The organism is Bacteroides caecimuris (assembly GCF_001688725.2).
Lineage (GTDB): Bacteria > Bacteroidota > Bacteroidia > Bacteroidales > Bacteroidaceae > Bacteroides > Bacteroides caecimuris.
Map to the genome: position 1 here is coordinate 1,219,242 of NZ_CP015401.2, position 12,932 is coordinate 1,232,173.

Below are 12,932 nucleotides of genomic sequence, written 5' to 3' on the forward strand. Positions count from 1 at the left end.
GTTGGTTGAATTAAATTAGAGAATATTTTATCCGCCCAATCGGATGATGATTAACGAAATTGACATATTGCATGAACGTCATTGCTGCTATTTTGCCTGCTATGCGGGTGAAAAGACCGCAGGATTGTTTTGCATAGTTTCGTATCATCATAAGATTGTCGTTGAGCTGGGAAAATATCGTTTCGATACGTTTACGGAATCTCTTGTATGCCCATGTAGGCGGATGCCAGTTTTTCTGATTCAGCCGATATGGAACTTCAAGAGTGATATTTGCTGCCTCAAAGAGATTCTTCTGAATCTCAGCACAGAGATAGCCCTTGTCTCCAAGCATCATGCAATCATGATATTCCCAGCGTACGTCCTTGAGAAAATGAAGGTCATGAACACTTGCGGCAGTCATGTCAAAGGAATGGATAACACCAAGTATTCCGCAGACAACATGGAGCTTATAGCCATAATAATGCAAGCCTTGCGAAGCGCAGTATCCCCAGTCGGGAGCAGCATCGGGATTGTCTTGTCCCATGGTGCATCGTTTGGCCCGTGCGTTCCGGCATACCTTTACTGGTTTAGAATCAATGCAGAATACATCTTCGGGGCCATCAATAGCTCTGGCTACATCCTTGCGGATTTCTTCTGCAAGTCGGGCCGTGAGCTTGCGTCGGGCATTGAATTGTCTGCGACTGATCAGGTTAGGCAAATCCTCCTTACACTCATGGTGCAGACGATAAAAAAGAAGATTCTCGCTGTCGAAGCCGAAGGACTCGGCGGTTATCCCGAGAGCAATGACTTCAAGGTCGGAAAACTTGGGAACAACACCGCACCTGGGTACGTTTCCATGTTCATTAACTCGATTTCCGGCAAAATCCTTGCAGATTCCGAGGATTCTGACGAAATTTGCTATGAAGTTGCGCATAAGCAGTGCAATAGTAGTTAACGGTGTGGTTACCACTAATTTAATAATAATCCGCAAATTGTGCAACTTTTTCATTTGTAAATATTTAGAATTTTAATTCAACCAACGGGTCATGGAATGGATTATTTGGATGAAAAGCGATAGGAATTGTACCCTTGCAACATGCAATGTAAGGTTGTCAGCCTTACGTGCCTTCTTGAAATATGTAGCGGACAGAGATATGACTTATATGGCCGTATTTCTACAAGCTGAGAACATTCCCAATGAGAAAACGCCTAAAAGAAAAGTTATTGGCTTAAGCAAAAAGGCTGTTAAAGCCATATTGTCTGTCCCAAATCAAAGAACGGCAACAGGTTTTCGTGATTTCACATTGATGCTACTTTTGTACTCTACAGCTATACGTGTTAATGAACTCCTTACATTGAAGATTAGTAATATCGTCATGGATTGTACTAAACCTCACATGATTGTCATAGGAAAAGGGAGAAAGAAACGCCCACTTCCTCTTTTGTCTCAACCAGTGCAATGTTTAAAGAGATACCTCAAGAAATACCATCCGAAATATAATGATATGGATGCACTAATCTTTTATTCAAAAAGCAAAGGAGTATATGCTCCTATGTCTGCCGAAAATGTGAACAAAATGCTGAAAAAATATGCCTTAATAGCTCATGAAACTTGTGAAGATGTACCATTGAACTTACATGCCCATCAATTCAGGCATGCCAAGGCTTCACATTGGCTTGAAAATGGAATGAACATAGCTCAAATTTCATATTTGCTTGGACATGAGTGTATCCAAACCACAATGGCGTATCTTGATATAACTACAGAACAAGAAGAGAAAGCTTTGGAAACGCTTGAAAACGAGAGTCAAAAGAATATGGCAAAGAAATGGAAAAATAATAAAACATGAGGCCTAAAATATTCTCAACATAAGTTTGACGAATTGAAAGTAAAGCTGTGTGTCAATATACAAAAGTTTATTGATACACAGCCACTTTGTATGTAAAAATAGCAATATACAGTTATACTCCCAGTTGGTAATAAAGGTGTCAAAGTTAAAGTGTTTGGAATTATTTATCTGCAAATGCTTTTTTGTTATATCATCTCAAAATACAAATATGTGTTGCTTGTACTTTTCTAATTAGAAGTGTTTTTAATTCTATTTTATCGTGTTTTTTTGCCATCACTATATCAAAATCTTTATAAAATCATCTGTTATACAGGATAATTTGGTAATTTTGGAATCAGATTTCCATTTGTTCTTTGAGCATTTGAAAATATATTTAACAAATTAGAAATATATGAAAAGATGTGATTTACATATTCATACAGTGCCATCTGTATCAGATAGGATGTTTACTTATGATAAAGACGTTTTGTTGGATTATGTTGCAAAAACAAAATTGGATGTAATTGCTATCACAAATCACAACTTGTTTGACTACGCACAATATCAAGAAATCAAGGATGCATTGACGCAAATAGTTGTTTTACCCGGTATTGAAGTAGATTTGGAGAATGGGCATATTCTTGTCATAGCGAATAACGATGACGGGACGCTGTTTGATTTTAATTCAAAATGTGAAGAAGTAAAAAATCTAATCAAAACTAAGGATGATGATATTTCTTATGATACATTCATTAGAATATTTGGAGATTTGAGTAAATATTTACTTATACCACATTATGAAAAAGAACCAAAACTTCATAAAGATACCATCGAGAAATTGGGAAGAAACATAATAGCAGGTGAAGTGTCGAGCGTCAAGAAATTTATTTATATGGAGAAGGAGGATACAGAACTTACGCCTGTCTATTTCAGTGACTTTAGAATAGAAAAAGGTGTTACGCCAGATAAGTATCCTGTCAGCCATACATTTTTTGATGTTGATCAGGTGAATGTCAATACACTGAAACTCTGTCTAATGGATAAGACAAAGGTTACTTTGACCTCAGAAAAAGGAATTAAACTTTTTCAGATATTCCCGAATGGACAGATGTTATCAACGGGGCTTAATATTATGTTTGGGAAACGTTCTACAGGGAAAACTCATACCTTGAATGCCATTGCTAGCCGTTTTGAAGGAAAGGCCAAATACATTAAACAATTTGAACTGCTCAATACTAGTAGGAGTGATTCTGAACAGTTTGAAAATGATTTGAAGGTAAGACAAGAAAATTCTGCAGAGGATTACTTGCGCGAGTTTAGCGTTATAGTAACAGATGTATTGAAAACTTGTTCAGCCGATGAGGATGAGATGAAATTGCAGAAGTACCTTGAAGCGGTTATGTCTTCAGCACAGCAAAGCGATGTTAACGATGTTTTCTCAAAGTCAAAACTGTTTAATGAAAGCGATTTCAAAGAACTAAGTTTTGATGAGATTAAAAAACTTATCAATGCAACACTGACTTTATTAGAATCACAGCTTTACAAATCGCTTGTCAATAAGCATTTGCCCGAAGCCTCACTGAAGTCACTCTTAAAAGAATTGATAGAACAATGTCGGAAGGATAACGTTGCCAACTTGTATTTCAAAGAAGTTAATAACATAATCAAGATGGTAAAGGAGTCGCTACAATTGAAATCTGCAGCACCTCGTATTCCCAATATAGACTTATACCAATACTTCATCAATAAGAAAAAGCGTGAAATTTTTGCCCAAGTAGCTATAGCGATAAAGAAAAGCAGAACTATTAGCACGGAAAAGGCCGGACATTTTACAATCAGTGTGTCCGCACGCCCATTTGTGAATGCTACAGATTTGAAAACTGTCGGATTAAAACAGGTGTCACTTACTAACGCTTTTGCAAAGTATGGGAACCCTATTCAGTATTTAGATGAATTAAAGGCGGCAGGCGTTGAGAGTAATCGTATTTATAAGTTGTTTGCAGCCATAGATTACAGAATACTTAATTCTTCAGGCTTGCCTGTATCCGGTGGGGAACGTTCGGAGTTTAACTTCTTGCAGAAAATTAAAGATGCTATTCTATGTGACATTCTCATTATTGATGAACCAGAGTCTTCGTTTGATAATCTCTTTTTGAAGAACGAGGTAAATAAGTTTATTAAGGAAATGGCAGAGAATATGCCAGTGATTATTTCTACGCATAATAATACAATAGGAGGTTCTATAAAGCCAGATTACATTCTTTATACGGAAAAAAAGATAGAGGCAGATGGAGTTCATTTCAACATTTATAGCGGCTACCCAACAGCCCAAACCCTAAGGGATGTTAAAGGAAATACCATTGAGAATTACGAAATCACGTTGAACAGTTTAGAAGCTGGTGAACAAGCTTATTCAGAAAGGAAAGATATTTATGAAACACTTAAAAATTGAAGATCGGAAAGCCTATTTTACAAGAGGCGAAAACTGGATGGTTGTAACCGATATGACCAAGGAAGATTTATTAAATCTTGCTCATGCGGCTATAGAAGAAGAGGATTTTGAAACAGATGTATATGATGAAACATTGCTTCCAAATCCGGCACACAGGATTATTTATCAGCAGATTAATGGCCAATTGATGGAATTACATAATAGAAGGGCGGCTTTTCAAGAGGAAGTGAGAAATATATATAAAGACGCATATAATAAGTATTGTATAGAATAATCTTTGTATTTCAATAGTACAAAGTCAAGATAAATTTCACTTACTACATCTTTTTAGATGTTTATAATTCATTAAATTCGTATTATTTTAAGATTATATGGCACTATGCTTGTAAGCATGGTGCTTCTTTTTCTTACAAAACTATCCATAAACTATCCATAAATAATCCAAACTAAATCAGACTAAAATCTATAAATATCAGCCAATTATCTCATAAAATAGGAAAACTTAAAAAATTCTGATAATGGCTCAAATCCAAAATTTCGGATTTGTGCCACTATTTTAAAAATCTGATGTTCCAGACACGCCACACAAGGGTTGCCGGGATTGGTAATACACAAGGCTCGCAACGTGCCATGAACCTGCTTGTCGCCATTCGTGACATACAGCAACGGACGGGCAAGGATTTGGGTGCCACGTTCCTTTCCGGCACGGTGGTGGTAAATGCGCTGACCGAATTGTATGTGTTGTTCAAATACTTGCGGCCGAAAGAGTTGTCACGCCAATGTATAAGTTGCTTTGACGCTTGGGCGGCTATTTTCACGAAAAAGACAACCGACTATGAGTTGAACATCACCGGCTCAATCAAGCGCAAAGAGCGTTTCCGCACGTATATCAAGATTCCTGAACTGGCGACCTTCCTGCGTGAGATAACCGATTATCGCACGGCTGAAATGATAAACCTTGACGTGCCGCAGAAGAATGTACGTTTTCTCTCCGACAAGCCTACCATTGCCCAAGAGGAAATGATTGGACGTCTGGTGTCGTTCGCCGGTAGCGGTAATTGGGATGATTTGGGGCTTGACATTCCGCAGCCCGACAATCTGGATATGGCTAAAATGCTGGTGGCTACCAATGTGGCACGGAAAATGGCTTTGGATATGCGCCTGTTGGGTGATAAGTTCTCTGACGATCCGGATAACAAGGCTTCTCGGTGTGCGGCCACTATCTACGACTATTATGTACGTTCCAAATCTAACAAAGGTACGCAGTTCGTGTTCAGTGACTTAAGCACGTACAAGTCTAATGAGTGGAACATCTACCAGGACATCAAAGATAAGTTAGTGACAATGGGTATTCCGGCAAATGAGATACGGTTTATACAGACTGCCAAGACCGAACAGGAACGTAAGAAACTGTTTACCGACATGAACAACGGCACTGTCCGGGTATTGTTCGGCTCTACTTCCATGTTGGGTACAGGTGTCAATGCGCAGCAGCGAGCCGTGGCGGTGCATCATTTGGAGGTACCCTGGGTGCGACATGAAGTCGCATAGATAATTGTTGGAATGATACTTACGGGTATCAGCTTTAACCCGCTGTTCCGTCAGCGGTAGCCTACCACCGATGCACCTTAATAGTTGTATTAAGCGGTTGGGACAAAGTACACTTTCGCAAGACAAGACAGAACCGTGAGGGGAAGTCAAGTACGGTTAGTATCATACCGTAGAGTGGCGAGGCTGGATAGTATGGTTAGCGCAAGCGAACTGTTAGTAAACTTCGTAATGTCACGAAAGAGTGTAAGATACTGGTACACTCTACCCAAAAGGGAAGCGGTCGGTTAATCCTTTCCATGGTAGGATTACACGGATATAAGCACCGCCGGAGGATGAGACAGAACCTAACCTATCCGTTAGTTATCTATGTGGAACATGGTAAGCCTGTATATCTCCTGCCATGTAAAAATGGCAGGTAAGCTGACAGCAATGAAAGCCGAATGGTGTGCAGGTATAAGATAACAGAAAAAGCGAATGCCGTTCTGTAATGGAACGGATACGGATTGAACCGACATCACGGGCTGATGTAGGCGACATCATCCGACACGAAAGTGGGCAGACTTCTGTGGCGACACTCGGTAGGCAAAACAAACCGAATGTTGCCAAATGGTGATTCTTTACAATAGACTTTTAGAACTTTTTTAAAGTAGGAATGCAAATGAACGATAAAATCAAAGAAAAACTCCTCGACCAATCGTGTGCACCGACTGATAACTTGCAAACGAATTGGGACAGGATAGACTGGACCAAAGCGGAGCAGGCTGTTAAGAAGCTTCAAGCTCGCATTGTAAAGGCTCAGAAGGAAGGCAGAACGGGCAAGCTTCAAGCCTTGCAGTGGACGCTGACCCACTCTTTTTACGCAAAAGCCTTAGCCGTAAAGAGAGTTACTTCTAACGGAGGTGGTAGCACCCCCGGGGTGGACATGGAAACATGGGAGAAACCCGAAGCAAAAACACAAGCGATAAGTGAGCTCAAACGCAGAGGCTACCTGCCGAAGCCATTGAGAAGAGTCCACATCAAAAAGAGTAATGGCAAACTGCGACCGTTGGGAATACCGACAATGAAAGACAGAGCCATGCAAGCACTTTACCTCATGGCATTGGAACCAGTGTCGGAAACAACAGCCGACACACGTTCGTACGGTTTCCGCAAGGAACGTCGCTGTATGGATGCGGTACAGCAATGTCATAACATTCTCCGGAAAGGCTATTCTCCCGAATGGATTTTGGAGGGTGACATAAAGGGGTGCTTCGACCATATCAGCCATGAATGGTTGCTTGCCAACATCCCTATGGACAAAGCAATACTCCGAAAATGGTTGAAATGCGGCTATATCTTCAACAAACAGATGTTCCCGACAGAGGAGGGAACGCCACAAGGTGGCATTATCTCTCCCACGCTTGCCAATATGACATTGGACGGATTGCAGAAAGTCCTTGCAGAGAAATATAAACGAGTTAGAATAAAAGGCAAGTTATATTCGCCAATGGTGAATCTTGTCCGCTATGCTGATGACTTTATAATTACCTGCGAGAACCGTGAAACACTTGAAAAAGAAATCAAGCCATTGGTAGCCGACTTTATGTCTGAAAGAGGTTTGACCTTATCCGAAGAAAAGACGGTGATAACCAACATTCGTGACGGTTTCGATTTCCTCGGTTTCAATATTCGCAAATACGGCAATGAAATATTGACAAAGCCGACCAAGAAAGCCGAAAAACGCTTTATGGAAAATATCCGTAAGGTTACAAAAGGTCATAAGGGTTGCAAGCAGGAATCATTAATCAGAATGTTGAATGCTAAAATCCGAGGATGGGGAGCATATTATCAGCATGGGGCGACACGTGATTCTTTTCACAGAATCGACCATCAGATATTTCTCGCCTTGTGGCAATGGGCTAAACGCCGTCATTCCAAGAAAGGAAAACGGTGGATAAAAGACCGTTATTGGCACAATATCCGAGGGAACAGCTGGACTTTTGCGGCTAAGTTCAAGAAATCAAACGGCAAGGAAGACCAACTCACTTTGCTGAAACTGGCATCTTCGTTTCCTTTCCTGCAATATACGCAGATAAAAGGGGATATGAATCCGTTTGACGCAGACTGCCGCCTGTACTTCAATAAAAGAATGAAGTCAAAGATGCTTGTGACACTGAAAGGACGTAAGTCCCTGCTTTACCTATGGGAAAAGCAAGGGCGGAAATGTCCGATATGTGGTGAACCGATTGACACGTATAAGGCATGGAACGTAATGCCAACCGTCCAAGACGGACGGAAATGCAATCTGTTGGTTCATGATGAATGCTTCAAATTATCCCGTAAATCCAATGGAAACAAGAAGTAGTGTGAGCCGGTCTCTGCACACGAACAGAGACTTAGAAAAGCTTGAGCCGTATGAGGGGAAACCCTCATGTACGGTTCTGAGGGGGGAAGAGGGCAGTAATGCCCTTGACCTACCCGATCGTCCGGCTGATTTGGAACAGCGCAATGGCCGTGCCGTCCGCAAAGGCAATACCGTGAAGTTTTGGGGTGGCAATGTCGTGGATATTATCATTTACGGCACGGAGAAAACGCTGGATGCCTACAAATTCAACCTGTTACGGAACAAGCAGCTATTTATCAATCAGATAAATAACGGCACAATAGCCGTGCGCAGGATTGACGAGGACAGCATGGACGAGAATACAGGCATGAACTTCGCCGAGTTCGTTGCAGTCCTTTCGGGCAATATGGATTTGTTGAACAAGGCAAAACTCGACAACCGGATTATGCAGTTGGAGAAAGAACAGGCCATTTTCAACAAGGAACGCTACCGTGCCGAGCGCAAGATTGCTAAAAACGAGCAGGATATAGAGGTAACCATGCAGGCCAAGCAACGGATGTCCGAAGATTGGGCATACTATAATGGGTATCAAGGTGAACGGAAAACCTTGCTTCTGAACCTGCAACAAGCCACAGCGGAAGAAACCGGACGTGAGTTGCACAAGATAGCCAAAAGTTACAGGAGCGAAGCTATCGGCACCGTTGGCAGCTACATCGGTCTGAACCTGTCCGTCCGCAGCGAATACCACTATACCGGTGTTTTTGAGCGTAACATCTTCTTGGTAGAGGGTAAGAGCGGCTTGAAATACAAATGTGGTTTGTCCGGCGCATTGCCATTGGGCTTTGCCGATTCCGCAGCCTATCCGCAAGCCACCCTTGACAAGTTGCCGGAACTGATAAGACGCCAACAGGAAAAGATTGACCAATTGGCAAATGAAATTCCGATCTTGAAGCAGATTGTCAGCCGCAGGTGGAACAAGACCGCTGAACTGGACGCATTAAAACAGGAGTGCAAGGAGTTGCAACAGAAGATTGATAACTCTTTGAAAGAGTTGGAGCAACAACCGGTTGTGGCAGCAATCGCAGCTTAATTCATACAGTATATTTTTAACCATCCCCTTTGATTTGTCGTGAGACAAGGCAAGGGGATTCCTTTCTATGATGCGCCTACGTGCCACATCATAAGTCACCGTCTCCCTTTTATAATTGCTCAATGAGTAATACCTCATGGCAACCATACCTTTTATAATAAGCATGGCTTACTCCGGTTTCCCCACCCGGATTTTCCAGAGGTATAAGGCTTGTCCTCTCCCTGAGTTTTCACTTCGCTCAGACACGGGGAGAGGCAGGACAAACGGCGGCACATTCCGGTACTCCATGCAGGGACTTCGACAATCGTCGAGTTGTCTCTGCATGGAGTTCGGGAAAAAGCCGCTTTTTGTTTGTCCGGCAAGCCCTGATTATTCTACCCACCCAAGCCGGAGACCTTTATAGGTTCTATCCCTCCTTTTATACCATTCTCCACATACCTATTTATATACAGAGACTTCACAATCCTTTTCTACCCATCCTTTCCCTTAAGCTTTTTTCCAGTCACTTTTTAAGCCGGCACCGATTGGGTTTTCCTAATGCAAAGGTCTGCTATCGCACTTGATGCCGCCAGCTTGAAATGAATTTCTTGCAAATTCTTCCTCCTTCGGAGCGTAATTGGCAAGAAAAGCCGCCGCATGAAGCTATACCGATAGCTGTGTGTGGCATTGTAAAACTCCAAAACGGTTTCGACAAAAAGAAACCGATGAAAGGGAAAAAACAAATATTCACATAATTCAAACTTTTAAAATTACAAAGATTATGACAACAGCTAATCAATCAGCAGCAGAAAGAAACATCACGTTAGTGTCAGTGGCAAACATTCAGCCGAGTAACTACAACCCTCGCAAGCGTTTCGATGAAACAGGTCTGGACGAACTTGCGGAAAGCATCAAGCAACAAGGCGTATTGCAACCTATCACCGTGCGCCCTATTGCAGACACAGACCGTTACGAAATTGTCTTTGGCGAACGCAGATATCGTGCTTCCGTTATTGCTGGTTTGGAAGAAGTTCCGGCTATCATATCCGAACTTTCGGACGAAGAAGCACAGGAAATGGCGGTCACAGAGAACTTGCAGCGTAAAGACGTTACTCCTACGGAAGAAGCCAATGCTTATAAGCAATTCATTGATAGTGGGAAGCATACGGTAGAAACCTTGTCTGTCTTATTTGGCAAAAGCGAGAACTATATCCGTACCCGATTGAATTTCTCCACCCTCATTCCCGAACTTGCTGAATTGCTGGATGCAGATGTTATCACCATTAGTGTGGCTTCTGAGATATGCCGATATGGGGAAGATGTGCAACGTGAGGTGTACGAGAAATATCTCAAAGAAGGCATCCAGCACTATTCCAGTTGGAGAGGCCGAAAAGCCAAAGAGATAGCAGAGCTTATCGAACAGAAATTCACCATAGACTTGGAGCGTTACTGCTTCGACAAAACCGAATGTGCTTCTTGCCGACATAACACCAACAACCTTTTGCTGTTCAATGACGGTGGTTGTGGACAATGCTCTAACCGCACTTGCCTTGCAGAAATGAATGCAGCCTTTTTGAAAGAGAAAGCCATTCAGATTGCGCAACAACAGCCCGATATAATCCTTTGCCGTGACCCATATTGCACTAATGAAACCACGGTTGAACGTCTCATCGCTTCGGGCTATGACGTTGAAACAATAAATAGCTGTATAGCTTTTCCTAAAAATCCGATAGAACCACAAATCAAAGATTACGATAACTCCGAAGATTATGAGGATGCACTGAAGGAGCACGAGGAAGAACAAGCTGATTACATGGAGATATGCAATGAAATCAGCCAGCGATGCGAAGCCGGGGAGATTGCCCTTTATGCCAAGATTGGTCAGGCTGACATCACACTCTGTTATGTGGAAAAGACCGCAGCTCAAATAGCAGAAAGTGACAAGGCTACACAAACAATAGCTGTACAAATAGCCGAATTGGAGAAAAAAGACAAGCGTAACAAGGAAATCGCCACTGAAAACACAGTAGATGATGTAAAAAGGGTGATAAAGGAAATTGATACAACGGAAACGAAATTTGGTGCTGATGAAGATAGGATGATGTATTTCTTCTTGTTGTCCTCTCTCCGTAAGGAAAATTATGCAGCCATCGGCATTGACAAAGAATGTGACTATCTGAAAGATGAAGATAAGATAAACGTCATAGCCAATCTTACGGCAAAAGCAAAAGCCATTATCCGCAGGGATTTCTTGATTGCTAATTTTAAAGATGCCTTTAGGAACAATGGCACGGCTGCACTTTTGTTTGACTTTGCAAAAAAACACATGCCCGAAGAGTTGGCAAACATTACAAACAAGTACAATAAAGTGTATGAAAACCGCCATAAACGCATTGAAGAAAAGAAAGTCGCTTTGTTGGAGCAGACAAAAGAAACCGAACAACCTCAATCTGAAGAAGTTCTTCAACCCACAGAAGAACAGCAACCCGAAGTGGCAGCCTAAATAAGTAGCAAGGGTGGAGCAATCCACCCACTACTTACTTTCTTTAATTCAAACATATGAAATGACAACAATAAAAAATAATGAGTTGATAGTCCAACTCAAAGCTGATAATCCCGACTGGTTTGATTAGCAAATGTGAATATGCAATGTCGGGGGTAGTGAGCCATAAAGGTTTGCTCCCCCGGCTTTCCTATTTACAAGGCTATAAGCCCACTCCCTTTTTAGGACAATCCCAAAGGAATTGCCCGTCATCCTTTTATACCATTTACCAGTCTCCTTTTTTATCGCTTGCTTCCCCACCCATATCAGCGGAATGTCTGTACCACAACCATCCTTTCCATACAAGATACGGGGAGGCAATGCCGGACAAACAGGGTCTTGACTTTGTGCTGTTCCATGCCGGAGCTTCGGCAAACCGAAACGACACGGTATTCCACGGCATAAGCCAAGCCCCTTCCATTCATCCGCCATTGCTTTTTCTCCCTATCGTCTCTTTCCTTTCCAGACAGGTTGTGGTAAGGGCAAACAGTGACACTTCCTATTTTTCCCTGTACCTTCGGTAGAGTCCAAAAAAGGAAAAGTCACTACATAGTTTGCCCGGCAGCCCCTTGTCCGACCCACCCGGAAGCAGTTTGCTTTCCTGTTATACCGACCCATTATCCTTTTATATCCAGATTCGATATTTCCACTCCAATCTGTCCGCACCGTTCAGATTTTGGCTGCAAAGGTCTATCATCGTGTCTTAATAGTCCGGCCTGAAATGTATTTCTTGCAAATTCTTCCTTGCCATGCAAGCGTAATTGGCAAGAAAGACCGTACCTATAAGCCCGGCCGATGATTGGAAACCGCAGCATAAATTCCGAACCGGCAGGACAGAAAGAAGCCGAAGACAGGGAAAGATATGTGTAATCCATTAAAACAGAAAAGACAATGGAAAAAATTCCGAACATCCAAGCAACCAAGGAGTACCAATTTGCAAAAGAAGTAGAGAATATGTTGAATAATTATAGTTTCAACCATTCCGTATTTGCTGCTTCCATCCCATTCATGCACCCGACCATCCAACAACTGCTGTACCGATTAATCCGGAAATGCCTAAAGGTCATGGCTGACGAAGAACGCCGATACGATGACCGTAACAGGGCTTCGCACGAAGAGGCTAAAGCAATTATAGAGTTTTTAGCAGAGAACGAACGATATATACCTCACATCTAACTGGTTTACAA

Annotated in this window: 9 protein-coding genes and 3 pseudogenes; 9 read left to right on the top strand and 3 right to left on the bottom strand. The window is 42.0% G+C overall.

Annotated elements, in window-relative coordinates; all coding sequences use genetic code 11:
* Positions 1-10 precede the first annotated feature (10 nt).
* Positions 11-988, bottom strand: coding sequence for an IS982 family transposase (locus tag A4V03_RS05020; protein WP_065538169.1), 978 nt, complete (start codon positions 986-988; stop codon positions 11-13).
* Between the two features lie 34 nt (positions 989-1,022).
* On the opposite strand from A4V03_RS05020, the pseudogene A4V03_RS05025 reads away from it, so the two are divergent.
* From A4V03_RS05025 to A4V03_RS05055, 8 genes and pseudogenes are all read left to right on the top strand, one after another.
* Positions 1,023-1,829: pseudogene (locus A4V03_RS05025) on the top strand (tyrosine-type recombinase/integrase); the annotation flags it as partial.
* Positions 1,830-2,220: 391 nt separating this feature from the next.
* The gene (locus tag A4V03_RS05030) at positions 2,221-4,260 is read left to right on the top strand and encodes a phosphotransferase (protein WP_065538039.1); all 2,040 of its coding nucleotides are present in this window, start codon (positions 2,221-2,223) and stop codon (positions 4,258-4,260) included.
* Complete coding sequence (locus tag A4V03_RS05035) at positions 4,241-4,534, top strand: hypothetical protein (RefSeq protein ID WP_008640392.1); 294 nt, start codon at positions 4,241-4,243, stop codon at positions 4,532-4,534. Before A4V03_RS05030 ends, A4V03_RS05035 begins: the two co-directional genes overlap by 20 nt.
* A 266-nt stretch (positions 4,535-4,800) precedes the next feature.
* A pseudogene (locus tag A4V03_RS05040) lies at positions 4,801-5,811 on the top strand (DNA methylase); the annotation flags it as partial.
* Between the two features lie 487 nt (positions 5,812-6,298).
* Entirely contained in the window at positions 6,299-6,424 is a 126-nt protein-coding gene (locus A4V03_RS21440; RefSeq protein ID WP_255202460.1) for a hypothetical protein, read from the top strand.
* A gap of 45 nt (positions 6,425-6,469) precedes the next feature.
* A complete protein-coding gene (gene ltrA, locus A4V03_RS05045; RefSeq protein WP_065540272.1) occupies positions 6,470-8,155 on the top strand; it encodes a group II intron reverse transcriptase/maturase in 1,686 nt (561 codons plus the stop codon).
* A gap of 103 nt (positions 8,156-8,258) precedes the next feature.
* A pseudogene (locus tag A4V03_RS05050) lies at positions 8,259-9,224 on the top strand (DNA methylase); the annotation flags it as partial.
* Between the two features lie 760 nt (positions 9,225-9,984).
* Positions 9,985-11,706, top strand: a complete 1,722-nt coding sequence (locus tag A4V03_RS05055; RefSeq protein WP_065538171.1) for a ParB/RepB/Spo0J family partition protein — start codon at positions 9,985-9,987, stop codon at positions 11,704-11,706.
* A 126-nt stretch (positions 11,707-11,832) separates the two neighbouring features.
* Here the strand turns inward: A4V03_RS05055 and A4V03_RS20645 are convergent, their stop codons facing one another.
* Together A4V03_RS20645 and A4V03_RS05065 are read right to left on the bottom strand one after the other, a co-directional pair.
* The gene (locus A4V03_RS20645; RefSeq protein WP_034523143.1) at positions 11,833-12,177 is read right to left on the bottom strand and encodes a hypothetical protein; all 345 of its coding nucleotides are present in this window, start codon (positions 12,175-12,177) and stop codon (positions 11,833-11,835) included.
* Positions 12,178-12,362: 185 nt separating this feature from the next.
* Positions 12,363-12,620, bottom strand: a complete 258-nt coding sequence (locus A4V03_RS05065) for a hypothetical protein (protein WP_065538172.1) — start codon at positions 12,618-12,620, stop codon at positions 12,363-12,365.
* Between the two features lie 16 nt (positions 12,621-12,636).
* On the opposite strand from A4V03_RS05065, the gene A4V03_RS05070 reads away from it, so the two are divergent.
* The gene (locus A4V03_RS05070) at positions 12,637-12,921 is read left to right on the top strand and encodes a hypothetical protein (RefSeq protein WP_004319482.1); all 285 of its coding nucleotides are present in this window, start codon (positions 12,637-12,639) and stop codon (positions 12,919-12,921) included.
* The last annotated feature ends 11 nt before the right edge of the window (positions 12,922-12,932 follow it).

What these genes read in the sequence shown, in the direction of transcription:
- ltrA (WP_065540272.1), top strand. Translation starts at nt 6,470, where the DNA reads ATGAACGATAAAATCAAAGAAAAACTCCTCGACCAATCGTGTGCACCG.
- A4V03_RS20645 (WP_034523143.1), bottom strand. Translation starts at nt 12,177, where the DNA reads ATGGCGGATGAATGGAAGGGGCTTGGCTTATGCCGTGGAATACCGTGT.
- A4V03_RS05035 (WP_008640392.1), top strand. Translation starts at nt 4,241, where the DNA reads ATGAAACACTTAAAAATTGAAGATCGGAAAGCCTATTTTACAAGAGGC.
- A4V03_RS05065 (WP_065538172.1), bottom strand. Translation starts at nt 12,620, where the DNA reads ATGGATTACACATATCTTTCCCTGTCTTCGGCTTCTTTCTGTCCTGCC.
- A4V03_RS21440 (WP_255202460.1), top strand. Translation starts at nt 6,299, where the DNA reads ATGGAACGGATACGGATTGAACCGACATCACGGGCTGATGTAGGCGAC.
- A4V03_RS05055 (WP_065538171.1), top strand. Translation starts at nt 9,985, where the DNA reads ATGACAACAGCTAATCAATCAGCAGCAGAAAGAAACATCACGTTAGTG.
- A4V03_RS05020 (WP_065538169.1), bottom strand. Translation starts at nt 988, where the DNA reads ATGAAAAAGTTGCACAATTTGCGGATTATTATTAAATTAGTGGTAACC.
- A4V03_RS05030 (WP_065538039.1), top strand. Translation starts at nt 2,221, where the DNA reads ATGAAAAGATGTGATTTACATATTCATACAGTGCCATCTGTATCAGAT.
- A4V03_RS05070 (WP_004319482.1), top strand. Translation starts at nt 12,637, where the DNA reads ATGGAAAAAATTCCGAACATCCAAGCAACCAAGGAGTACCAATTTGCA.